The organism is Alkalinema pantanalense CENA528 (assembly GCF_050753345.1).
GTDB classification, from domain to species: domain Bacteria; phylum Cyanobacteriota; class Cyanobacteriia; order Leptolyngbyales; family Leptolyngbyaceae; genus Alkalinema; species Alkalinema pantanalense.
In genome coordinates, this window is record NZ_JBLZFX010000001.1 from 125,056 (window position 1) to 147,816 (window position 22,761).

General features: G+C 47.8%; 28 protein-coding genes. 17 read left to right on the forward strand and 11 right to left on the reverse strand.

Annotation, left to right across the window (positions count from 1 at the left end; translation table 11 throughout):
• The first annotated feature begins 336 nt into the window (after positions 1 to 336).
• The gene (locus tag ACN4EG_RS00500; protein WP_431627124.1) at positions 337 to 870 is read left to right on the forward strand and encodes a PAS domain-containing protein; all 534 of its coding nucleotides are present in this window, start codon (positions 337 to 339) and stop codon (positions 868 to 870) included.
• A 40-nt stretch (positions 871 to 910) separates the two neighbouring features.
• Here the strand turns inward: ACN4EG_RS00500 and ACN4EG_RS00505 are convergent, their stop codons facing one another.
• Positions 911 to 1,147: a hypothetical protein gene (locus ACN4EG_RS00505; protein WP_431627125.1), complete on the reverse strand. Its 237-nt coding sequence runs from the start codon at positions 1,145 to 1,147 to the stop codon at positions 911 to 913.
• Between the two features lie 267 nt (positions 1,148 to 1,414).
• Between ACN4EG_RS00505 and ACN4EG_RS00510 the strand changes: the two genes are divergently transcribed.
• From ACN4EG_RS00510 to ACN4EG_RS00520, 3 genes are all read left to right on the forward strand, one after another.
• Positions 1,415 to 4,174, forward strand: a complete 2,760-nt coding sequence (locus ACN4EG_RS00510) for a cation-translocating P-type ATPase (protein WP_431627126.1) — start codon at positions 1,415 to 1,417, stop codon at positions 4,172 to 4,174.
• A gap of 148 nt (positions 4,175 to 4,322) precedes the next feature.
• A complete protein-coding gene (locus tag ACN4EG_RS00515) occupies positions 4,323 to 4,934 on the forward strand; it encodes a DnaJ domain-containing protein (protein ID WP_431627127.1) in 612 nt (203 codons plus the stop codon).
• Between the two features lie 2 nt (positions 4,935 to 4,936).
• Positions 4,937 to 5,983, forward strand: coding sequence for a hypothetical protein (locus ACN4EG_RS00520; protein ID WP_431627128.1), 1,047 nt, complete (start codon positions 4,937 to 4,939; stop codon positions 5,981 to 5,983).
• Between the two features lie 141 nt (positions 5,984 to 6,124).
• Here the strand turns inward: ACN4EG_RS00520 and ACN4EG_RS00525 are convergent, their stop codons facing one another.
• Together ACN4EG_RS00525 and ACN4EG_RS00530 are read right to left on the reverse strand one after the other, a co-directional pair.
• Complete coding sequence (locus ACN4EG_RS00525; RefSeq protein ID WP_431627129.1) at positions 6,125 to 6,337, reverse strand: type II toxin-antitoxin system HicA family toxin; 213 nt, start codon at positions 6,335 to 6,337, stop codon at positions 6,125 to 6,127.
• A complete protein-coding gene (locus ACN4EG_RS00530; RefSeq protein WP_431627130.1) occupies positions 6,327 to 6,521 on the reverse strand; it encodes a type II toxin-antitoxin system HicB family antitoxin in 195 nt (64 codons plus the stop codon). Before ACN4EG_RS00530 ends, ACN4EG_RS00525 begins: the two co-directional genes overlap by 11 nt.
• 296 nt (positions 6,522 to 6,817) lie before the next feature.
• On the opposite strand from ACN4EG_RS00530, the gene ACN4EG_RS00535 reads away from it, so the two are divergent.
• From ACN4EG_RS00535 to ACN4EG_RS00550, 4 genes are all read left to right on the forward strand, one after another.
• A complete protein-coding gene (locus ACN4EG_RS00535; RefSeq protein WP_431627131.1) occupies positions 6,818 to 7,294 on the forward strand; it encodes a YbhB/YbcL family Raf kinase inhibitor-like protein in 477 nt (158 codons plus the stop codon).
• An 88-nt stretch (positions 7,295 to 7,382) separates the two neighbouring features.
• Positions 7,383 to 7,808 carry a hypothetical protein gene (locus ACN4EG_RS00540; RefSeq protein ID WP_431627132.1) on the forward strand — a complete coding sequence of 142 codons (426 nt, stop codon included), beginning with the start codon at positions 7,383 to 7,385 and terminating at the stop codon, positions 7,806 to 7,808.
• A 234-nt stretch (positions 7,809 to 8,042) separates the two neighbouring features.
• Positions 8,043 to 8,495, forward strand: coding sequence for a RidA family protein (locus ACN4EG_RS00545; protein ID WP_431627133.1), 453 nt, complete (start codon positions 8,043 to 8,045; stop codon positions 8,493 to 8,495).
• Positions 8,473 to 9,381 (forward strand): alpha/beta hydrolase, encoded by a 909-nt coding sequence (locus ACN4EG_RS00550; RefSeq protein WP_431627134.1) that lies wholly within the window; start codon positions 8,473 to 8,475, stop codon positions 9,379 to 9,381. The genes ACN4EG_RS00545 and ACN4EG_RS00550 overlap by 23 nt, the downstream gene beginning before the upstream one ends.
• Positions 9,382 to 9,540: 159 nt before the next feature.
• Here ACN4EG_RS00550 and psb30 read toward each other — a convergent pair whose 3' ends face one another.
• Positions 9,541 to 9,660, reverse strand: coding sequence for a photosystem II reaction center protein Ycf12/Psb30 (psb30, locus tag ACN4EG_RS00555; RefSeq protein WP_190569644.1), 120 nt, complete (start codon positions 9,658 to 9,660; stop codon positions 9,541 to 9,543).
• 382 nt (positions 9,661 to 10,042) lie between these two features.
• Here psb30 and ACN4EG_RS00560 point away from each other — a divergent pair, with 382 nt between their 5' ends.
• The 3 genes from ACN4EG_RS00560 to ACN4EG_RS00570 all read left to right on the forward strand — a co-directional run bounded on the left by ACN4EG_RS00560 (position 10,043) and on the right by ACN4EG_RS00570 (position 11,176).
• Positions 10,043 to 10,393 (forward strand): YkgJ family cysteine cluster protein, encoded by a 351-nt coding sequence (locus ACN4EG_RS00560; RefSeq protein WP_431627135.1) that lies wholly within the window; start codon positions 10,043 to 10,045, stop codon positions 10,391 to 10,393.
• Between the two features lie 76 nt (positions 10,394 to 10,469).
• Positions 10,470 to 10,838, forward strand: a complete 369-nt coding sequence (locus tag ACN4EG_RS00565; RefSeq protein WP_431627136.1) for a TMEM165/GDT1 family protein — start codon at positions 10,470 to 10,472, stop codon at positions 10,836 to 10,838.
• Between the two features lie 5 nt (positions 10,839 to 10,843).
• The gene (locus ACN4EG_RS00570) at positions 10,844 to 11,176 is read left to right on the forward strand and encodes a TMEM165/GDT1 family protein (RefSeq protein WP_431627137.1); all 333 of its coding nucleotides are present in this window, start codon (positions 10,844 to 10,846) and stop codon (positions 11,174 to 11,176) included.
• On the opposite strand, the gene ACN4EG_RS00575 is transcribed toward ACN4EG_RS00570, so the two are convergent.
• Complete coding sequence (locus ACN4EG_RS00575) at positions 11,144 to 11,590, reverse strand: DUF4149 domain-containing protein (protein WP_431627138.1); 447 nt, start codon at positions 11,588 to 11,590, stop codon at positions 11,144 to 11,146. The two genes, ACN4EG_RS00570 and ACN4EG_RS00575, sit on opposite strands and share 33 nt — an antisense overlap.
• A gap of 741 nt (positions 11,591 to 12,331) precedes the next feature.
• Here ACN4EG_RS00575 and ACN4EG_RS00580 point away from each other — a divergent pair.
• The gene (locus ACN4EG_RS00580) at positions 12,332 to 12,913 is read left to right on the forward strand and encodes a DUF2808 domain-containing protein (protein WP_431627139.1); all 582 of its coding nucleotides are present in this window, start codon (positions 12,332 to 12,334) and stop codon (positions 12,911 to 12,913) included.
• Between the two features lie 258 nt (positions 12,914 to 13,171).
• On the opposite strand, the gene ACN4EG_RS00585 is transcribed toward ACN4EG_RS00580, so the two are convergent.
• Both ACN4EG_RS00585 and ACN4EG_RS00590 read right to left on the reverse strand, forming a co-directional pair.
• On the reverse strand, positions 13,172 to 13,618 hold the full coding sequence (locus tag ACN4EG_RS00585; RefSeq protein WP_431627140.1) for a phenylpyruvate tautomerase MIF-related protein: 447 nt from the start codon (positions 13,616 to 13,618) through the stop codon (positions 13,172 to 13,174).
• A gap of 146 nt (positions 13,619 to 13,764) precedes the next feature.
• The gene (locus ACN4EG_RS00590) at positions 13,765 to 14,577 is read right to left on the reverse strand and encodes a DUF4114 domain-containing protein (RefSeq protein ID WP_431627141.1); all 813 of its coding nucleotides are present in this window, start codon (positions 14,575 to 14,577) and stop codon (positions 13,765 to 13,767) included.
• Between the two features lie 344 nt (positions 14,578 to 14,921).
• On the opposite strand from ACN4EG_RS00590, the gene ACN4EG_RS00595 reads away from it, so the two are divergent.
• Positions 14,922 to 15,914 carry an inositol monophosphatase family protein gene (locus ACN4EG_RS00595; RefSeq protein WP_431627143.1) on the forward strand — a complete coding sequence of 331 codons (993 nt, stop codon included), beginning with the start codon at positions 14,922 to 14,924 and terminating at the stop codon, positions 15,912 to 15,914.
• Positions 15,915 to 16,046: 132 nt separating this feature from the next.
• Here the strand turns inward: ACN4EG_RS00595 and ACN4EG_RS00600 are convergent, their stop codons facing one another.
• Positions 16,047 to 17,114 carry a potassium channel family protein gene (locus tag ACN4EG_RS00600; RefSeq protein ID WP_431627144.1) on the reverse strand — a complete coding sequence of 356 codons (1,068 nt, stop codon included), beginning with the start codon at positions 17,112 to 17,114 and terminating at the stop codon, positions 16,047 to 16,049.
• An 87-nt stretch (positions 17,115 to 17,201) separates the two neighbouring features.
• Here ACN4EG_RS00600 and msrA point away from each other — a divergent pair, with 87 nt between their 5' ends.
• Both msrA and ACN4EG_RS00610 read left to right on the forward strand, forming a co-directional pair.
• Positions 17,202 to 17,852 carry a peptide-methionine (S)-S-oxide reductase MsrA gene (gene msrA, locus ACN4EG_RS00605; RefSeq protein ID WP_431627146.1) on the forward strand — a complete coding sequence of 217 codons (651 nt, stop codon included), beginning with the start codon at positions 17,202 to 17,204 and terminating at the stop codon, positions 17,850 to 17,852.
• 102 nt (positions 17,853 to 17,954) lie between these two features.
• Entirely contained in the window at positions 17,955 to 19,121 is a 1,167-nt protein-coding gene (locus tag ACN4EG_RS00610; protein WP_431627148.1) for a glycosyltransferase, read from the forward strand.
• A gap of 192 nt (positions 19,122 to 19,313) precedes the next feature.
• Here the strand turns inward: ACN4EG_RS00610 and ACN4EG_RS00615 are convergent, their stop codons facing one another.
• From ACN4EG_RS00615 to ACN4EG_RS00625, 3 genes are all read right to left on the reverse strand, one after another.
• Positions 19,314 to 19,838, reverse strand: coding sequence for a LabA-like NYN domain-containing protein (locus ACN4EG_RS00615; protein WP_431627183.1), 525 nt, complete (start codon positions 19,836 to 19,838; stop codon positions 19,314 to 19,316).
• Positions 19,839 to 20,281: 443 nt separating this feature from the next.
• Positions 20,282 to 20,836 (reverse strand): FKBP-type peptidyl-prolyl cis-trans isomerase, encoded by a 555-nt coding sequence (locus tag ACN4EG_RS00620; protein WP_431627149.1) that lies wholly within the window; start codon positions 20,834 to 20,836, stop codon positions 20,282 to 20,284.
• 715 nt (positions 20,837 to 21,551) lie between these two features.
• Positions 21,552 to 21,875: a phasin family protein gene (locus ACN4EG_RS00625; RefSeq protein ID WP_431627151.1), complete on the reverse strand. Its 324-nt coding sequence runs from the start codon at positions 21,873 to 21,875 to the stop codon at positions 21,552 to 21,554.
• Positions 21,876 to 22,026: 151 nt separating this feature from the next.
• Here ACN4EG_RS00625 and ACN4EG_RS00630 point away from each other — a divergent pair, with 151 nt between their 5' ends.
• Entirely contained in the window at positions 22,027 to 22,350 is a 324-nt protein-coding gene (locus ACN4EG_RS00630; RefSeq protein ID WP_431627152.1) for a TIGR03792 family protein, read from the forward strand.
• Between the two features lie 39 nt (positions 22,351 to 22,389).
• Positions 22,390 to 22,749 carry a zinc ribbon domain-containing protein gene (locus tag ACN4EG_RS00635; protein WP_431627154.1) on the forward strand — a complete coding sequence of 120 codons (360 nt, stop codon included), beginning with the start codon at positions 22,390 to 22,392 and terminating at the stop codon, positions 22,747 to 22,749.
• Positions 22,750 to 22,761: the final 12 nt, after the last annotated feature.

Genomic DNA, 22,761 nt, shown 5'->3' on the forward strand with positions numbered 1-22,761 from the left:
GAAGTCGTTGAAACGCTTACCTGAAGCGGGTTTTGAGAGTCTTTCGTCTTATTACCCAACAAGTCGATTTTTCTTGCTAGATTAAGATCGTTAATTTTCGCACTCCTCACAGTTTCTTTACAACTCATCTTTCATACTACTGAGGAAAGTTCAGCCGTAATTTGGAGTTCTTTGCCTTCTGAAAAACCAGATGATGGCTGAATTTGACTCCCCTAGCTCCAGACCTTCTCCCAAGCGGTAGAAGCCCCGATACGTTGATACTTTTTCTCTTGCCAGCAAGGAGAAGGTCTCTTCTTACAGCTAGTATGACCTCATTCAAAAACAGAGGGATGGATAATGCGTCACACGAATACAGCAACTCACCTAAATAATTTCTTACCATTACTGCCCCAAAAAATTATTAAAATCCTTGCACAGCTTCAATCAAGCTCGACGTGCACTCTTCCAGGCAGCTTCTATATTTATGATCTGGTAGAGCAGCAGACTCTCTGCGCAAGTTCTTCAATCCCAACGCTTTTAGGCTACACTGCCGATGAAATGCACACCATGGGGATGAATGGATTAGCGAATCTGATTCATCCTGATGATTTACAGCGTGTCTCTGAGCATTATCAACACTTGACTGTTTTGCAATGGGGAGAAGTGATTTGCAGTGAGTATCGCATGCAACGATCGGATGGCTCATGGTGTTGGCTTCGATCGCAGGAAACTCCGTTACCCCTAGAGAACAATGACTTTCCACGACAAATTTTAGGCTTGATTCAAACCTTGGTGCAGCCGACAGTCCATCAGTCACCACATAGACAGCGCCGTCGCAGAACACGGGAACGCCCGATCGCAGGATTATCCATCCATCATCCTGTGGGCTAGAACCGAAATCGTTTACTTAAAATCATTCACTTAAAATCATTCACTCAAAATCCTTGCTCTCCTTGGGTTCAACCGTTTTACTTCCACCAATTGTTTGAAAGCGAGTTTGATATGTCCTATCACAATTGTCCATGGTGCAAAAATCCAGTTCTGCTGCACGTTCGAAATCATCAATCGTACTGGTTCTGTCGGTATTGCTGGCAGGAAGTTCCCGGACTGCGACAGGATTTTCCAAAGACCCTGGCCCAAGAATATCCAATCCAAGGTAATGCTTCATCCATCAATCATCCATCCCCCCATCTGCTCCGACAGGATTTGAGACATCAGAGAACACCTGACTGGATTTCTCCGCAGTCATCGCTCTTTCCCTAATCAAAACCCAGGGTTATTAAGAATTGTTGTTAGCGATCGCCCTAGGCCGCGATCGTCCCTTCGGAGGGTTTGGGGCAATATTGCTGCGTCCAGGCTACGCCCTAAAAACGGTATGCTGGATAACAGCAATCAACAGTAATCCGCGCAGGTCAGTTACGACAGGACAACCACCTTGGGCCACTGGGAGCGATTAGATGACACCGACGTTTTGCAGCAACTGGACACGGACGCCGCCCAAGGGTTAAGCCGTGACGAGGTACACCGTCGGCAAGCACAATGGGGCAGCAATGAACTCGCAGACCACCACACCAAAAGTCCTTGGCTGATCCTCTGGGAACAACTCACCGCTTCCACGATCGTGGTTCTGTTGTTGGCGGCGCTGACAACGCTCGTTCTCGGGGACTATAAAGATGCGATCGCGATCGGAGCGATCGTGCTGCTCACTGTTCTCTTAGGGTGGAGCCAAGAATACCGCGCAGAAAAAGCATTACTCGCCCTCAAACAACTGACCATTCCCAATGTTCGTGTTTGGCGGGAGGGCGCATGGATCGAAATTTCAGCGCGGGAGTTAGTACCGGGGGATATCGTGCGACTGGAAGCGGGAAATCGTGTCCCTGCCGATGGGCGTCTACTAGAAACGGCGCATCTACAAGTGCAGGAATCGGCCCTAACTGGAGAGTCAGTCCCCGTTGAAAAATTCAGTCATTTGCTAACAAACGAGGCCATTCTGGCCGAGTCGGCGTTTTATCCCAATATGGTCTATATGGGCACGACGGTGACTGCTGGCCGAGGGCGTGCTGTCATTACAGCCACGGGGATGCAGACAGAACTCGGCAACGTAGCGCATCTGATGCAGGAAGTCGGCTGGGAACCCACTCCTTTACAGCAACGATTAAATCAACTTAGTCAGAAGCTCGTGTTAGCCATTCTGGGGCTAGTAGCTATTATTTTTGTGTTGGGTGTATTGCGCGGAGAATCGCTGCCCTTAATGTTTCTGACGGCGGTTAGCGTTGCGGTGGGTCTGATTCCGGAAGGGCTGCCTGCGATCGTGACCATTTCCCTGGCTCTGGGTTCCCAGCGAATGCTGAAACAGCAAGCCTTAATTCGCAGATTGCCAGCGGTGGAAACCTTGGGTTCTGTAACCGTCATCTGTTCAGATAAGACAGGGACGCTGACGGAAAATCGCATGACCGTGACGACCTTGGAGGTGGCAGACCAACGTATGCGATTTGATGCCTCTCCAGGTTTATCTTTGGATTCCAGTTTCCAACTGTTGCTGCTTGGGGCCGCCCTTTGCAATGATGCCGTTTTGCCCAACCCTCAAACTCCAGTCCAGCCCCATGACAGTTCTCCGCTGGCAGATCCGATAGGAGATCCGACCGAGGTGGCTTTGGCAGCCGCAGCGAGTATTTTGGGATTTTCCAAATGTGATCTAGACACTCAATATCCACGGGTGGCTGAACTTGCATTTGATGCCGATCGTCGCCGCATGACTACGATTCACCAGTGGTACAGAGATCGGGACAACTTCAGTAATTACAATCATGTTAGAGATCAGGATCACTTTAACGATAATTTTTGGGTTGCGCCCTACATTGCTTTTACCAAGGGATCCGTTACTCACTTACTGGATATTACCAGCCACATTTGGGTGAAAGATCGCCTTCAAGTGTTAGATGCCAACTGGCGCGATCGGATTTTGACCGCCCACCAAGAATTGGCTGAAACAGGAACACGGGTGCTGGGGGTCGCATTTCGCCTTTGGAACGATCGACCGGATCTGAGCAACGCTGAAACCGTCGAACAGGATCTCGTTCTCATTGGTTGGCTAGGGCTGCGCGATCCAGCACGTCCGGAAGTCAAACAGGCCGTCCATCATTGTCAGATAGCGGGCATTCGGCCAGTGATGATTACGGGCGATCATCCCTTAACGGCATTACATCTGGCGCAGGAAGTGGGAATTGCAGACAACGATCGCTATCTCACAGGCCACGATCTGAATCAGTTATCCCCAGCGGAACTAGCGGAAAAAGTCGAGTCGATCGCGGTATACGCGCGGGTATCCCCGGAGCAAAAACTAAAAATTGTCCAAGCATTCCAGTACCGTCAACACATTGTTGCCATGACGGGGGATGGGATTAATGATGCTCCGGCACTGCGAAAGGCAGATATTGGGGTGGCGATGGGGAAAGCGGGAACGGATGTGGCCAAGGAAGCAGCGGATATGGTGCTGCTGGATGATCATTTTGCAACGATCGTGGCAGCGGTGCAGGAAGGCCGGGTGATTTATGACAATATTCGCAAGTCGATTAAATATCTGCTCAGCGGTAATTCAGGCGAAATTTGGGTGATGTTTCTTGCGCCGTTTTTGGGAATGCCCTTGCCGTTGTTGCCAATTCAGATTCTTTGGATTAATTTGATGTCGGATGGGCTGCCTGCGTTGGCGCTGAGTGTGGAACCAGCGGAACGGGATACCATGCATCGTCCACCACATCCGTCTGATGAGCAAATTTTTAGTCGAGGCATGGGGTGGGATATTGTCTGGATTGGTTTACTGACGGGGGCAGCAAGTCTGGGGACGGGTTATGTCTACTGGCAAGGCGATCGAACCAGCCATTGGCAAACGATGTTATTTACGATTTTGACATTTTCGGAAACGGTGATTGCGTTGGCGGTTCGATCGGAACGGTATTCGCTCTTTCAAATTGGCTTACTTTCTAATAGACCATTGCTGGGCGCGATCGGGTTAACGCTAGGACTACATTTAGCGATCTTATATATTCCACTCTTGCAAACGCTGTTTCAAACGACGGCGTTATCGATGAATGAGTTACTGTTTTGTTTGGGGATGAGTAGTTTAGTGTTTTGGGCGATCGAAGGGCAAAAGTGGCTGATGCGACAACAGTCTCCTATCTACACTCATCAGCCATAGATCCTTCAGTTCGGGGACTTAGACAAAAAAATTACAGAATTTTTACAAACCCTTCTTGTTTGCTTGGTTGACAATAGGCTACCTTGGGGTATTATTTAGCGAGAAAAGACAATCCTCACGCATTAACGCACTTATCAAGGATTGAACCATGGCTACTGCTACCCAATCTCACAAGAAAACAGCACCTAGCAAAACCGAGAAATCTCTCAACAGCTTGATCCAGAATGAGATTACTCGTCTCTCAGAAGTACACGGCATTAGTCAATCTGAGCTAGAAAGTTTTGCGCAGTTTGTCATTGCCAACCATCGCAAGACCGACAAGCCACCAAAGCAATCGGCCAAACGACCAAAGCCGTTAAAACTAACAGAGCTTAAGCAGGCTATTTTCAAACAGTTCAGTGTCACTAATTTAACGGAACTCCGGAAATCAGGATCTTTCCAACTTGCAACCAGCAGTCTAGATAAACTAGATCTCTCTAAAATTGCAGGCTGGGAAGTTTTATATCGGAAACTCATTGGCGTGCTACCCCATGAAGTGAATGAACAGGGCTATGGGTGCATCAACGGAATTAATATTTTCAACTATGACATGCCCTGGCAAGCCTTTGGCTTGAATCCCCAAACAGCCAATACAGAACAAATCAAATCTGCATATCGAGATCTCAGCAAAATTTACCATCCTGATAATCGGGAAACAGGGGATGCCAAGATTTTCGATCGACTCACTGTTTTCTATAAAAGCCTCACGGAGACTTTCTAGACATGGCAGAAGTTTATATCACCGCTCAAGAACTCCTCAAAGCGCTTCAAGAGATCTCACCTAAGTTCAGTAGTCAAGACTTGATTGCACTTGAGGAATTTATTGATTCCGATCCTGATGACGAATGGGAGTTGAAGGAAGGCAAGGACTATCGAATCGCTATAAAAGCAACTGGGAAACGTGAATACACTGCATCAGGAGCCTATACGATCGCACGGTGCTTAGAAGCTCGGCAAAAAACAGGATTTTGGGCAAGGATTAAGGAACTGGTTTTGCATACTAAACGCAAAGTCCGCAGGGCATTTATTAATAAAAAAATTCTGGATAATTGTTCTTCTCTCGTCAAACGCAGAAGCCATTTTTGGATTTCCCGTGCTGACTTAGTTTCCATTTTGGGTACTAACTCCCAGACATTGACTCGAATGCTCGACAAGGCTAAGCAAATGCAATCTCCTCTGATTCAAGGGCAAGATTACGAAGATTTTGCAGATGGATCAGGTATCTATTTTTCCTTAGGTGGGATCTACAAAATTTCTCAAGTCTTCGGCAAAAGCTTGACACAGAAAAATCGTCGAGAATGGTGTGAAGAAGTTGGTAATACAATTCAGCCACAGGTGAACGACATTGTTGATACCATCAAAAATCGTGAAAACGAAATAGAAAGAGCGATGAGATACGTTCGAGAAAAGCGGGATAAGAAAACCTGTCAAGTGACCAAGACGAAGCAAGATAAAATTAATAGTCTGAAACTAGCTGTTCATCACTTGTATTCTCGGAATGCTTATCCTGCGATCGCGAGTAACCACGCAAACTTGATTACTATTTCCTGTGACGTTCATGATCAGTTTCATCAGGACTATATGGGTGGAACCAATAAACCTTGCACAATTGACGATTTTATTGATTTTGTGCAGCGTTACTATCCAGACAACACCTCTCTAGTAAATCAGTTGACTAGTTGGCGTGTCAGTCTGAATAATCCTCAGCCGATCGATCTCTCGAAGCCTCCCCACGTTTTATACTTGCCTGCTTCTCAATTAATAGGCTAATTCTCTTAACAGATTATTGTTCCACTATGGTGTGACGCCAGTACTAATCCATCTGCAAATACATCATGGTAGAGATCTGTTTTCACAGACTGCCTAAACTTAGCGAGGCTAAGGCAATGGATTAGTTCTGCATACCAACTTCTAGCGTAGCTGGTTAAACACTTCCTCAGTAATGCCCAACTGCTTCAAAATTTCCTGAAACAACCAACTTCCTATCTCCGCACTGCCATGAGTTGGAATAGTTGTTGCTCTGCCATCGGGATGTTTCCAGCGGGCATGACTCCCTTTGTGTCTAACCTTCTCAAAGCCCAACTTTTGTGCGACCCGCTCAATCTCTTTTGCTTTAGCAGGCATGGGTCACAGCCACTTCAACATCTTCAGGGAGTTCCTGCCCGACTTCTTGGTACTCATCCCAAATCATCTCAAACACATGGACAAGCTCAGCTTGAGCCTCTTCTGGAGTACTTCCCCAGGCATGACAACCCACAATAGCTGGAACATAGGCAACAAATGTGCCATTGCTGTCAGGACGTAGCACAACTGTATAATTTTTCAGCGATCTCATAGTTTAAGTGGAAAGAACATACAGCTAACATGAAGCTAACACAATTTTGCTGAATTCCGCTCAGCTTTAGCATTTTCACCTGCGATCGCTAGCCTGTAACTGACTTCCAGAAAATATCAAAAACTGATAGTACTTGTTTTGTCTACGAGACAATTGTCACGCTTCTCAACCCTAATGCAGGACTCAGCCCAACCGATCGCCTCACAAGTTCCCCAAATTTCCTCGCTAACCTACTGTATAGCTAGGCATTTCTCCGCGAGGAACCCACCATGCCCCTCACGTTAACATCCCCCGCGTTCACCCACAATCACCCCATTCCCGCCCTCTACACCTGCGACGGCAAAGATCGATCTCCGCCCCTGACTTGGTCAGGCATTCCCCCAAATACCCACAGCCTCGTTTTAATGATCGATGATCCCGATGCCCCCGATCCCAAAGCGCCTAAACTCACCTGGGTTCACTGGCTGTTGTATAACATCCCTCCCACGATCGACCACCTCGACGCAGGTTGCCAAAAACTTCCCCCTGGTACCCAAATAGGACTCAATAACTGGAACCGTGGGCAATACGGTGGCCCCTGTCCCCCGATCGGACAACACCGTTACTTCCATAAACTCTACGCCCTCGATATTGTTCTCCCTAATCTGCATAACCCCACCCAAGCCCAACTCCTCCAAGCCATGCACGGCCATATTCTGGACTATGCTGAACTCATCGGCACCTATCAGCGGGATCGGCAATCATAATCGAGGAATTGCCATGCGATTACCTACAGTAAGACCACAAGATTCAAGCCATCAAAAAACATCCTGAATTAAATTGAGGAACACCAGAATGACAACCGAACCAGAAACCCTAAAAACTGAGAGTACGGATTCAGATCTACAAATTGTTCCAACACCACCCCCCAGCGAAGTCAGTGACGAACTCGCTAAAGTCAAACAAGCTACCCAAGCCCTCGTGGATGCCCTACAAGGACTTGCCCAAGCCAAACTGCAAACCGCAAGCGACTTAACCGAAGAAGCCCACAAGAGCATCGACCAATCCGTCCAAGCACTTCGCAGCAAAGCCGACCAAAAGTGGCAAACTACAATCCACCAAGTGGCAGATATCGACACTCGCCTGACCAAAGCCGCCAAAGCTGCCTGGGAAGCCTTTACCACCCCAACCGTATCATCTGCTGAACCAGATACGACGGAGTCTCCATCCGAGGCTTCAAAAGACTCCAACGCTCCAGCAGACTCCCCCGTAGACTCATAAGTCCTTCCATCCTTTTAGCCTAAACTAGAGTCCAACGCCCGCCTACCTTCGGTTGTAGACGGGAATATTTTTGTTAGTCAATCGAGGATGTGAGGCTCTAATGACAGACGGCTGATGTGAATCGGTGATAATCTTGTCACAGTATTTCCTAGGTTGCTCACCATAGAGTAAAGGTTAGTGATGAATCTCAAAAAGTTATTCGTGATTTTAGTTGTACCGCTTCTCGTAATTTTCATGTTTGTTGGTTCAGTTACGGCACAAACGGGCCGCCAAGGACTGCGGAAAGAAGCCCTGGAAAATCCCCGTTTACCTAATTTTACGAGTATTTTTAATTGGGGCTTGAAGCTCAGTAATATCAAAGACTGGTATTTCTTTTCTGGAATTGCTGCGCAACAGCCGAGTTTTGCCGTGGTTGCACCGGGTAACTACATCGTTCAAACGGATTATGTTCTGAACGAGTTAGATATCTTCTTGAGACAGAACAAACTCGATCGCAGTGATATTATCCGTATCGAATTCACGCTTGTAAATGGGTATAGCGAGGCAGACTTCAACACCATTTTGGGAAGATTTGCAGGCTATTTCCAAAATGTAAAAGTGAAACCCGCTGCTGGTACTCTACGAGTCGTCAATGCATTAGCTTTTCCCGGTTTAGTTGTGGAGTATGAAGTCTGGTGCGCAAAATAGCCATCGATCGCCTTGTCCACTTTCGCACCCAACCACCAACGCCACCATGTCCCACCGCTTCGATTGGACAACTTGGATAATCGGCTATTGGTCATGGTGGCGGGTTTTACGCATTTTCCTATTGGGCTACGGCACGATCGCTGCCTACGGATACTTTTTGAGCGATCGCCAAATGTTTCCTGCCCCCACCCCCAGCTATACCGATCGCCCCGACATCCTTAAACTCACCACCTCCAACCAGCAACAAATCTCTGCCCTCTACCTCAACCACCCCACCGCACAATACACCCTGCTCTACAGCCACGGAAATGGGGAAGACCTCGGCAGTATCCGCCCCCATCTCACCAAACTCAACCAACTCGGCTTGCGCATCTTTGCCTATGACTATCGCGGCTACGGCACCAGCCAAGGCCAACCCTCCGAATCCGCCACCTACGACGATATTCAAACGGCTTACAACTACCTCACCACCCACCTTAAAACCCCACCCAAAAAAATTATCCTGATGGGTCGGTCGATCGGCAGTGGCCCTTCGGTTCACTTAGCCACGCAAAAACCCGTCGCTGGCCTGATTCTAGAAAGTGCCTTCACTAGCATTTTCCGAGTCATCATCCCCTTTCCGGTGCTGCCCTTTGACAAGTTTCCTAACCGCGATCGCCTGCCTCAAGTTCGGTGCCCCGTCCTCATTATTCACGGCACCCAAGATTCTGTCATTCCGTTCCACCACGGCCAAACTCTCTACGAGACGGCTAATCCCCCTAAGACCCTCCTGACGATCGCGGGAGCCGACCACAATGATGTCAGTGGAGTAGGAGGGAGGCAGTATTGGCAAGGCATCCAAGCTTTCCAGAAACAATTAACGACCCCCTCAACCAGCCGCCATTAGCCACAACGGAGTTCTATCCCCTCACCCACAAAAATTCACCCATGAAAAAGCCTAACCCTAAAATGGGCTAGGCTCTAGAGCTACTCTCTCTTACAAACTTTGAATAGATTCAACAATGCCTATCAATGGATAGACAGCCGATCGAAGTGATGGCCTGACTTACAGATCGCCACCACGTAGAAATAGCAGAAACACGATAACCGGGCCTGCTACCACAATGAGAAACAGAGTTAATAACTGGAAAATAACCGTAAAGTTGATTGCACTCAAGAAGTCCATTGATCCGTGATCCTCCCAAACTAGCCCAAGAAACCTCGAAGTCTTAGCTGCAATAACGCATATTTTATCGGTCGAAGGCGTCAACCTTAAAGAAGTTTACAAAACTCCAAAAAACTCAATTTACAGGATCCCCTGTAACTGGGTTTGACTGGATCACGTAAACTTTCGTGCCCCTAGTTTCTCATATCCTGTGTTCCGATGGCGCGATCGAATCCGGGTTTCTTGCTCAAGAAAGACTGAATCTAGAGTTTACGGGGACAGAAATCAATACTGATCGATCTCCTTATAGGAATGCCCATGGACTTTCACCCCATAACCCTGGACAATGAACCTCTGTCTTGTTACTATCCCTGTCTTATGACTATCCTTCACCACTAGACCCATGGCTACCTGGCAATGCATCAAAAACTGCGGGGCGTGCTGCCAACTGGATCCTAACGATCGTCCAGATCTAGAGGACTACCTCACGCCGGAAGAATTGATGCTCTACCTCAGCATGGTTGGCGAAGATGGCTGGTGCATTCACTTCGACCACACCACCCGCGAATGTTCCATTTACGAGAAACGGCCTTCTTTTTGCCGTGTCACTCCAGAGACCTTTGAACAGATGTTTGGAGTCACCGACGACGAGTTAAACGACTTCGCGATCGACTGCTGCCGGGAGCAAATTGAAGCAGTTTACGGCGATCGCAGCCTGGAAATGCTCAGCTTCGATCGGGCGGTTGGGATCTAGGAATCCCTGCTGTAGAAAAGGGTCGTTGTGAATCTGTGCTATAAATATGAAAAGAAAATGAAAACGGCCCAGCGGCATGACACCCTTAAACCTCGCACCGCCCAAACCTATCCTTCCCGACAGTCCCTCTCACCCGACGGCAGCCAACACTTCAACCGCTACCTCGGGGGTCTTTAATTGCTTTCTTTCCACCTTTGTCACAATTTTTCTGGCGGAATTGGGTGACAAAACCCAAGTCGCGACCTTGCTGATGAGTGCCCAATCCCATGAGCCTTGGGTTGTTTTTGCAGGAGCGGCCTCTGCCTTAGTTGCCACCAGTTTGGTAGGTGTCCTCATTGGTCGTTGGCTCACCAAATTCTTAAAACCCCGCACCCTGGAACTGTCAACGGGCGTGATCCTGGCTGTTGTTGCAACGTTGCTCTTCATTGATGTCGCAGGGATGTAACCACCATGCATTGGCACTTACTCGGCCTGAGTTTTATCACCGTTTTTTTGGCAGAACTGGGCGACAAAAGCCAACTTGCCGCGATCGCTTTAAGTGGTAATGCTAAATCAGCCAAAGCCGTCTTTTGGGGAACAGTGGCAGCCCTCGTTCTAGCCAGCCTGATTGGGGTTTTAGTCGGAGAAGGCACCGCTCAGATTTTGCCAACCCGTTGGACGAAGCTCATTGCAGCGATCGGGTTTGCAGTCATGGCGGTGCGGCTTCTCTTCTTTAGCAATAACGAAGCAGATGCTCCCAATGAATCCGAATTAGTGGGTCAATCGGAAACTCCGTTGCAGTAGCAGACCTAAGCAACCTAATTTGACAATCTCCAGTCCCCAGTACAGAAAATGAAACTGATTCATCGCTGCGGGAACAATTGCTTCACTTCCATCCTGCAGGTTGAGGCCCATGGCACTCATTTGGGGAGCTAGGACGTAGGTGAAAATCAGCGCGATCGCCAGAGTCACTAGGGCTAAGGGGATATTGCGTAGCGCAGCTTCCCGTTGCACCTTGGGTAATTGTTGCTTCCAAAGAAATCCACTCAGGACGATCGCGCCACAGAGAACTTCAAAATGGTTAAAATTCCCAAATAACGCATATCCCACCGTCGCGAACTCGCTCTGACTCATCATGCCAGCCCAATACAAACTGGGGAGCACGAGAAAATCTAGAAATAAGCTACCACTGAGCCACAGAGCCAGTGTGCCAATCATACATAAATGCCAGGATGAAACTGACCAAGCTAGGACAGGGGAATCGGAAGACGTTGAGTTTCCTCTCGGTTGACTGAGCATCATCTCACCTACTTTAAGAATTCAAAAGTTAATTCTTTACACCGTGACAGTTGTAGCGTGTGGAAATTCAGGGTGAGCATCGTAAAAGATTAGAGGAAGGATAAATTCAAAAGACGATCTCTCCCAACCATTCTCACTCTTGTACTAGCCAATTTAATCGTTCTTCAATCACCTTCATTTCAAGTCCAGTGATTGCTGAAATGGCTTACTTTTAGCCTAACAAAAACAGCTCGAAATGCTCAGAAAACTAAGCTAAAAATCATATTTTGCAATGCATGGATAATATTGCCGTTTTCCATGGAAAGCGGGTCTCATGAAGAAACCCGCTTTCACGACAGTCAACGCTCGACAGTTAAATAAGACGCCCTTCAACCATCTTGTGAAGATTTGACATGGACTAATTTTGAGCTTCACCAATTAGCGATTGAAAGAGAACAAAAATAAATCTTCAAAGAACATCCTTCAGCTTAAATTAAACGCTAACAAAGTCAGCTTAATCTTGAAGTCATGATCTTGAAGTTGTTTACTTTTGCTAAGAGAGTCTTGAAGAGTCAAATACCTCTCTTAAATGTCTTACTTGTTTAAGCTATCATTTTCCCAGATTCACCAACTCTTTTTTTAACAAAGCCAAACCGACTTTAACAGAAGTATAAATTTACGATGAGTCCTCACTATTTCAATCGGTTTGCAACGATCGCGATTCTCGGAGGGATTCTAGGCTTAGCCGTCCTTGGCAGTCGCGCAATGCCGATCGGGGCCGTCCAATTACAGGATGGCACGGTCTACTTCAACCAGCCACCCCGATTGGTAGACGCCATCACCACCAGTACCATTGCCAACGATTGGACGGCAACTTACTATTTCACGATCGCCCTTCCAGCGAAAGCTGGGGAATCCCTCCAAAAGGTCACAATCACCCAAGCCGAGGGCATCGATCGGATTAACTTTTCAACCGAGCAGATTGCCGCTTTCGTGGGGCAGCCCCCGCAATTAGGACAACCTCTGACGATCTCAAATCGCCAAATCGATCGTCCCAGTCGGACAGTCACGATCGGCTTTGATCCAGCCATCCCCCCCGGACAGACCGTGACGATCGCCCTCGATCCCCAACGGAATCCTTTCTCTGAAGGTGTTTACTTGTTTGGAGTAACCGCCTATCCCCAAGGCGAAAAATCCCACGGTCAATTTTTAGGCTATGGGCGCTTTCACTTTTATCGTGGGGTTGGCTACTTTTTGCGCTAGAAGTTAGCTTTGCGCTAGTAGTGAGCTTTGGAGTTTGGACTAAACGCAATTTTCTATGCTGGGTAGCGGTTTCGTAGATATTTAAACCACTACAGGTCAAGTATTTCTTGAGTGAGTCCAAAGTCCAGTTAGGGATTTGCAAAGAAATAATATCCCATCTTCATTCCCCTACTCTCCTACCCTTTTACTCTCCTACCCCTACCCAATTGAGATTTTATTTATGCGCTGTTCCCTTAGCTGCTAAAAGTGAGCTAGAAGTTACCCAAACGTCCCGCCATTCCAGCCCCACATAGCGCCTTTTGCATCGCTGAATTCAATGTAAATTCGGTTAACCGGAACCCCCAAGGCTTGTTCAAGCTGCTTACAAAAGTCCTGACTCATGGCTTGTGTTTGCTTCGACGTCATGGAACCAATGCTTTTCACTTCCACATAACAGGTGGGATCGGTCGTCCCAGCAAAGGTCATGGGTTGCCCGCCTTCCAGCGCCGTCATCACGTACGACTCCGGCTTGCCCGTATGCTTGGCGAGGCTAGCAGAAAGTTGTTTGAGTAATCTCGTGACCTGAATATCGTCAGTTGTGGCAGAGGTTTTTACTTGGATGAGGGGCATTTTCAATTCCTCACAATCGATCCTGCCCAGCATACCAAAGTTACCCGCATCCCAAAGTGAAAATATCCCAATGTGAAAATGGGAGGCGATCATCATTCGATCTCCTCCCATTTTCACAAGGCTCAAGGACTTATATGCAACTGTCTTGTATGCAACTGTCTTGTGTGCAACTGTCTTGTAGGTAACTGTGACAAGTCAGTAATGCGTTGCTGTTAATTTCAGTTGGTGGCGACAGTCAGGAGTTACTCAGCTTGATTAGCTTGACGACGACGCACTTTCAGCGCGCCAGCAGCCGTCAGACCCAGCAGAGACAGCACGACAGAAGGTTCAGGAACGTCCTTACCTAGGAAAGCATCGACGTTTTTCTTGCCCACATCGACCACAAAGATGGTGTCATTAAAGTCACGATCGGATACTTCACCAAATTTGCCCTGCTTAGACTTACCTGTTCCGTACAGATCCTCAAAGCCCATCAGCAGGTAACCAGTACCTTCGATTGCGTAGGCAACAACGTGCTGCAACTTATCGGGATTCGCAGCATCCTTAGTGCCAAAGATGTAGGAATCACTGCCACGATTCAAGCCATCGGCCCGTAGAGAAAAGTCGAGTTGGCTACTACCTTTGATGGTACCTAGCTTCACGCCATCGCCAAACTTCAGCGCGTTACCACCCCAAGCGCCCGCACAACCTGCTCCCGAGCAGGAAATATCTTTAAACACCAAACCTTGGGTGTTGGTGGAACCCGTGGAGGTGAACGCTAACTGGTTCCGGTAGCCTGCACCCTCGTTGATGAAATAGGTAGAAACGTTGTGATCGTATTTCAGGGCCAGTTTAGTGGGATCCAATTTAAACTGACCACTGTTTTGGATCGCCAACCCTTCTTGTTGAACATATTTTTGGAAGGGAGCGTCGTTGAAGCCCGTTTGAGATTTGCTCAGAATTTGGGGCTGGGGCATGTCCCACACAGAATTAGCCGATGCAGAAGCGGCTTGAGCAGTCATGCCGATCAAAGAAGCCGCGACAAAGAATAAACCGGTAGAAAATTGCTTGTTCATGTCAAATCAACTGAGTGTAGCTAGCGGTAGGCTTGAGCGATGCCTGCTGGTTTTAGCGGTATCTTTTTACACTTGTAACCTACGGATTGAGGATTGCCTAGAGTACACTCACTGTCTTTGTCAAAGGCTTAATTTATGGGATATGAGCCAATGATTATACGGATTTTGATTAATTAACCTTTGATCTAAATCAGTAGCAAAATCTTCAGTTACGTCCATTACTTCTGTAAAAATACAGTCTGATTAACTCGAAAAAGATGGGAACACGAGCCATCAGAATTGTCTTGAGGGGAAAGGTCAGTTAAGTTACCTAGCGAAGATCTCGTAGAATAGGTGCCTCAGAGATGTCCCTCATCCAAGAACAACAGGTTGCGATCGCCGCCGTCCGGTCAGCCGCCCAGATTTGTGAAAGGATTCGTACCCACAATGCCATACAGGTTGTTGGCAAAGCGGATGCCAGTCCTGTGACGGTGGCAGATTTTGCGGCGCAGGCCATTCTCTGCCAAGGCATTGCTACAGCATTTCCCCAGGACGCGATCGTTGCAGAAGAATCAGCCAGTCTTCTTCGCCAAGCTGACTATACTCGCCTCCTCCAGCAAGTGACGGATTGGGTCCGCTCTGAAGTTCCTCCAGCGACGCCCGAACAAGTCTGTAATTGGATTGATCTAGGTCAGGGCCAAGTGAGCGATCGCTTTTGGACCATCGACCCGATCGATGGAACTAAAGGATTTATACGAGGGGCCCAATACGCGATCGCCGTGGCATTGATTGAAGCGGGAACCGTTCAACTGGGCGTATTAGGCTGCCCCGCCTTAAAGTTGCCAGGATTTCCCGCAGGCATCATCATGAGTGCAATCCGAAACCATGGAATTGTCATTACATCACTGGAAACGGGGGCAACCCAACCCTGGAAATCCTTTGCTCCAACCATTTTGCGCCTTGCAGAAAGCGTGGAAGCTGGTCATGGTAACCCTGAATTACAACGGCAGGTTGCCCACCAAGCAGGCTGTACAGAACAACCTCTCCCTATGGATAGCCAAGCGAAATATGCCGCGATCGTAGGGGGCCAAGCAGCGCTTTATATGCGGCTGCCGTGGGTTACAAGGCCGGACTATCGAGAAAATATTTGGGATCATGCAGCAGGTAGCCTGTTGATTGAAGCCGCCGGAGGAACCGTGACGGACATGCACGGTCAGCCCTTGGAATTTGCCTTGAGTCACCAACTAGTTAATAATGCAGGCATTATTGCGAGCTTGGGCCTTGATCACGATCGGGTCATTGCATCCCTCCCCCAGGAAACATCCCCAACCACCGATGGTTGCCCCCTTATTCCTTAACAGGTCGATCGCACCAGACCTGATCCTTTAGGGATTTGCAAAGAAATAATATCCCCTCTTCATTCCCCTACCCTCCTACCCTTTTACTCTCCTACCCCTACCCAATTGGGATTTTATTTATGCGCTGTTCCCTTACAGTGGTTCAGGATGCTCGTAGGCCGGATCATTGAATTTACGTTTGACGATGTAGCGCTGCACCAGCTTGGGTAAATCCCCTCGGTGGCCCATGACAATTAGAATATCTTCCCGTTCCAAAATGAGCGATCGGCGGGGATGAATAATCATGTGGCCATCGGCCTTGCGTAGCGCCACTATGATAAACGTTCCCTTCCCCCGCGCCTCTAACGTTCCCACGGTGCTACCCAGCAAGGGTGAATTGGGCGAGATCGCCACTTCATCCACCTGCACATCCACCTTAGAGAGTAACTCATTCAGCGTATTGCGTCCGTCCCCTTCATCCAAAAAATCCAGGGTGGCAGGATGGGTAATCATATGGGCAATCCGAGCCGCACTGATTGATGCGGGCAAGATCACCTGATCAGCCCCCGCCAAACGCAATTTTTTTTCCGTTGATGGAATTTCTCCCCGCGCCAGAATTCGGAGTTCGGGGTTGAGTTCCCTGGCTGTTAACGTAATAAAAACATTCGTGGCATCATCCGGCAACACAGATGCCAGAACGTGTGCCCGTTCAATGCCCACCGCCTTCAGAATATCCTCATCCGCCGCATTGCCCGTTTTGACTAAATATCCTAAGGATTCAGCAATTTCCGTTCGATCGGGATCGTTGTCAATCACCACAAATGCAATGCGAGCTTCCTCCAGCCGTCGGGCCAAAATTTGGCCAATTCGCCCAAAGCCACAAATAATGGCATGGTGTTCCAACATTTCAATCCCGCGAACCATGCGCCGTTGCCCTAAAACGTCCTGTAACTCGCCTTCGGTAATCATTTGAATAAATCCCCCTACGATATACACGGCTGAAGAGGTACCGGAAATAATGACAAAAATTGTGAAAATTTTCAGTTGTGGTGTATTGATGGGACAGGCTTCTCCATACCCCACGCCAAACACTGTGATCACAACCATATAGGTTGAATTGAGCCAGGTACAACCGCCAGCGCGATAACCCGCGATCGCCGTAATCAACGTCGCGCAGAAGACTAAAAAACCTGTCAGGATGCGTTTAACCGGGGTTTCCATTCTAAGGAAAGGCCAAGGCGGCTCTAAGAACGATGAAGTAGAATAGTAAACAGAACAAACGTAAAGAACTGTATCAAAGAAACTCCTATGGTGCTGTTTGGATTTGGCAAAAAAGCGACAATGCCCGCAAAAGAGAGTGCATTGCCTGGACGGGCTGAACAAATGCCAGTTCCGGCACAGCACTTTGTCAATGGCAACCCCCTCAAGCCCCCCTTTCCCGCTGGAATGGAGATGGCAATCTTTGGCCTAGGCTGCTTCTGGGGTGCAGAACGCAAGTTTTGGCAACAGGAAGGCATCTACACAACGGCTGTGGGCTATGCAGCGGGATACACCCCCAACCCAACCTATCAGGAAGTTTGCAGTGGCATGACAGGACATAACGAAGTTGTCTTCGTTGTTTATGATCCCAAGGTGATTAGTTACGGCGACTTGGTGCGGGTCTTTTGGGAAAGTCACGATCCAACCCAGGGGATGCGCCAAGGGAATGATGTGGGTACGCAGTATCGATCGGGAATTTACGTCTATTCCGATGAACAGCTTAAGGTGGCTGAGGAAAGCCGCGATCGCTATCAAGCGGAACTCGCAAAAGCAGGTTATGGCAAGATCACGACGGAAATCCTGGATGCACCAGAATTTTACTACGCAGAGAGTTACCATCAGCAGTATTTAGCCAAAAATCCTGGCGGGTATTGTGGACTGGGGGGAACCGGAGTTTCTTGTCCAGTGGGAGTCTTGTAGATGAAATAACAGGTTGGCTGATGGAAGGGCATGGGGAACCGTGCCCTTTTATGTGGGTTTATGGGGTGTGTTTCATCAAAACATGGGGGAGGAGCAAGGTAAATGGAGCCAATTTGGTTAGGACTCAGTTTACTATCACTGATGATTTGGAGTTATCTGTTGCTTTGGCGAGGACAGTTTTGGCGGACTAATCAACAGTTAACGAACTGCCCATTCCAAGGAGGCGATCGGGTACCGTCTATTGCAGTCATCATTCCCGCCCGTAACGAAGCGGAGGTGTTGCCGATTTCCTTGAGATCGTTACTCACTCAAAACTATGATGCATCAAAATTAACGATTTGGTTAGTCGATGATCATAGCGAAGATGGCACCGCAGATGTAGCCAGACAGATTGCAGAAGTCGTTGACAAAACTGAGCAATTGCACGTATTGTCAGCGGCAGCCTTACCCAAAGGGTGGACTGGAAAACTGTGGGCCTTGGAACAGGGAGTCAATCACGCGATCGCCCAACAGAATCCTGATTACTTACTGCTAACCGATGCAGATATTGAACATGCCCCCGATAATCTCAGTCAATTGGTTGCAAAAGCTATACACGACGATCGTGAGTTAGTTTCACTCATGGTTAAGCTACGGTGTAAAAGTTTTTGGGAGAAATTGCTGATTCCAGCCTTTGTCTTTTTCTTTGCAAAGCTTTATCCCTTTACTTGGGTCAATAATCCCCAACACCCATTAGGGGCAGCGGCAGGCGGTTGTGTATTGGTTAAACGCAAGGCGATCGAACGCATTGGGGGCATTGCCTCCATTCGCGATGCCTTAATTGATGACTGTACCTTAGGGCGAACCATTAAAGGAACTGGCAATCATCGCATCTGGTTAGGATTGACCAATACAACCCATAGCCTACGTTCCTACGATACGTTGGAAACCATTTGGACAATGGTCACCCGAACGGCCTATACCCAACTGAATTATTCTCCAGTTTTGCTAATAGGAACCTTAGTAGGGATGTTTTTGGTGTATCTGGTTCCTATCGTAGGAATTACTATCGGACTATTGTCTGGCAATGTAATGATTACAATCGCCAGTGTGATTCCCTACCTGTTTATGACGATCGCATATCTCCCAACAATACAGTTTTATCAATGTAATCCGATATGGAGTTTAACCCTTCCTGCGATCGCATTTTTATATACCCTAATGACGATCGATTCCGCCCGTCGGCACTGGCAAGGCAAAGGTGGCCAATGGAAAGGTAGAACCTATTAATCCATGCATTAATACATTCGTTAGCTTGCTGATTAATTTGTTGGTCAACTAAACAGTCAACAAGCTGATAGCTCGTTAATTAAATGACTGATTAACTGATTAGTTAACTCGTTGGTTAACTCGTTGGTTAACTTGTTGGTTAATTGCGACCTTTCCTGAAAATGACGAAATTCAGCTCGAGTTCAGCCTGGATTATTTCATTTTACGGATGTCATGTTTGATCGCTTCTAAATCGATGTAGCGATCGGCGACGTTGATCAAACTATCGCTCGTCATTGTGCGGAGGCTGACCAGTTCAATTTGCGTACCACGATAGCTCACCGAATTGACCGCGTAGGCCAAATCACCATCGCCACTGAGAAGCACTACTGTACTGCAATGTTCCGCCAGCGTAATCATATCTACTGCGATCTCAACATCAAGATTCGCCTTCTTAGATCCATCGGGTAATTGCACCAACTCCTTCGTTACGACCCGATAACCATTGCGCCGCATCCACAGCAAGAATCCCTGTTGCTTTTCATTGCTCAGATCAACGCCAGTGTAGAAATACGCCCGAAGTAGACGACGTCCCTTCAGTAACGCACAAAGCAGCTTGGCATAGTCAATTTCAATGTCCAACTGCAACGCAGCGTAGAATAAGTTAGAACCATCAATAAAAATTGCCACCCGATCGTCCTGATCCCAACCCCAGGGCTGATCTTGCTCTTTGGGCATCCAAGACACGGAGGGTGAATACATACTACCTACATTAGTGCCCCGCTTCGATACAACTTGCATAGCATGGTGCCTCTAAATGGATCCGGCTTTACCAGTGCATTGATTAACTCGTCGTTTAATCAATTTTAAATCTTAAGGTTTTCTTTAGATTCTGTTGGTCAGACTAGTAGGTTTGCCTGAAGAAAGTCAAGCGAATTTCATATATTGAAATCATTACAATTGCGCTGATCCCTAATGGCTTCTGCAAAGAAGTCGCTTCTCAAACCAGCAGGCGTGGAGTGGGTCATGATCAAAAAACGAGAGCCGCCAGAGCAGACCCTCGTTATGCAAGATTGAGTTAACAGATGTCGGTTAAAAATCAGGTTGATTCGACAATATAAGGTCTATCAACATAAGGTCTATCAACCTAGGTGCAAAGCACCGTCCTTTTTAACCAGAAACTAGCCAATTTTCAGCAATTCCACCTCAAACACAAGCGTGGCATTCGGCGGAATGGGGCCAATGCCACGGGATCCATAACCCAATTCTGGGGGAATGATGAGTTTACGCTTGCCACCCACCTTCATGGTCGATAGTCCTTCATCCCATCCCTTGATCACCTGACCTGCACCCAGGTTGAAGGCAAAGGGTTGGTTACGATCGCGGGAACTATCAAATTTCGTGCCATCGGTAAGCGTACCTGTGTAATGCACATAGACCTTCTGGCCTGATTGGGGTTGAGCCCCAGTGCCTTCAACAATCTCTACATACTGAAGGCCAGAGTCAGTCGTGATCATCTTTTCATCCATTGGTTTCGTCTCAGTTGTGGGTTCTGGAACAGAGGGATTCAATTTAGACGCTTCGGCAATCACCACATTTGCAACCATATCCGCCATGGATTGCTTAGGCGCAAAATTTGCCGCGATCGCCTCATCTTTACTTCCGGTTAACTGTGCTATCAACAAAACAGCCGCACAGGCCACGACAACACCCAAACTAATCAGAATTTCTTTCATTGATGAAAGCTCCTCGGGAAGGCTCCTGAATTGTATCTCGGTTATTATTGTGACACTGAGTAGATTGAAAGTAGATCAAAAATGCCCAATCATCTGTGGGTATAATTTCCCCAACATCCCTCATTCGTGTGAGCAGAAAAAACCTGCTCTCCAAAAAGAGACTGCAAAGTTAGGCTGGGTAAGGCTGTCTGCCCGAATTTCATTCAAGCAGACTCGATTGTTCTACTGACAACTTACTCATTCAATTTGGCTGTCCCTTGCACAGCAGATCCTCAGAAGTCTGATTGAGTCGCATTACCGGGAAACAATACGTTCTAGCAGCACTGATTCTAGTCACACTATTATTAGACGCAAGACTAGACCCAAAACTAGCTCCAAGCCCTAATAAAGCCTGCCCCTAAATCGTTAGAACAAGTTGCTTAATCCCAAATCAATCCCAAATCAATGCGTGATTGCAACAGATCCGATCCCCTTAAATCCCCTTCAATCAGGACTTTAAGAGAATTTGGCCCAATTCCCCCTTCATCAGGGGGCGAGGGAAAATCAGATCTGTTGTATTGATCAATTCATTTGGTAGTAAGTCAACACGATAGGATTCGCAATTTCGACTCCAGCCCCGCAATCTCTGCTGAAATGAAATCGCTAAAATGCAATTGCTAAACTGCAATCGCTGAAATTGCATCACTCAGAATGAGTGCTTGAAATAGAACAGCCCCTAGCGCCAACTTTTGTTTTCGAGATCTCGAACCTGCCGCTCAAGGCGATCGATTCTGCCCCGTAGCTCATCGACCTCCGATTGACGAGCAACGCCCATATCTTGCATGATGTTCTTGATTTGCCGTTGAAATTGGACTTCAAGATCACCCTGGTTGGTTTGGAGTTGCTTGAGCAAATCATTGATGAAGCCAGTGGCTTGATCGGGATTAAGTTTGCCTTCTCGCACCCATTGATCGCCCACTTCTTTGAGCTTTTCTGCTGCGAGGGAAGTCGTTCCTACGCCTAGCAACAGAAGTTGTGTTAGCCAGTTGTTGTTATCCATTTCGTCTCACCTGTCGGTGCAATTTGTTCTATTGTGTCAAAGCTGAGAAAAGACGGGAATGCGGTTTTCTAGTCGGGAACCGAAGAGAAACCGAACTTTTGGTAATTAATTAGAAAATAAAGATTAGTCATGATGATAATGGAGATCCGTGATGGTGATTGAATGGCTTAGGGTAAAAGTACCGATCGAACTTCGAGAGCGTTACATTGAACAGGATGCAGCCATTTGGACTGCGGCATTGGCCAACTGTGCAGGTTTTATGGGGAAACAAGTCTGGACTAATCCTCAGGATCCCACGGAAATTGTAATGGTGCTGCAATGGGCCAGCCGCGATCAGTGGAAAGTCATCCCTGCGGACTGGTTAGAATCCCTCGATCGGGCCTTTATCGCAGCCATGGGTCAAGCTTTCCCATTGATTGAAACTGGAGAGTACCATGTGGTTTCTAACACACCATCCCATCAGCCCTCCCCTTAAATCGATCGGCCACCCCAATTACATGGATGAAGTCCTTCTATGCGCCATTGTCCCAAGTGTCACCAATTAATCCGCGCCAAAGAGGTGCAATGTCCCCATTGTGGAGCGACGCTCAAAGCCTTTGGCCATGAAGGAATTGATTTGTTTCACGCCGTTGGCGATGCCCCCCTTTGCGAAACCTGCACCTACCACCTAGACAACACCTGCACCTACACCAAGCGACCAACTGCACGGGAATGCACCCTCTACCGGGATGTTCATCATCAGCCTGTGCCTGCTGCCAAGCCCAAAGCGCCCGCACCCTTCAGCCCAGCCTGGTTCCGACAAAATCCCGGCCTAGTCGCGATCGGGGGGTTAGTTCTCATCAGTTTACTGTTAGCTCTTTGGCAGCGGCGGTAGGGTTCAGGGTTA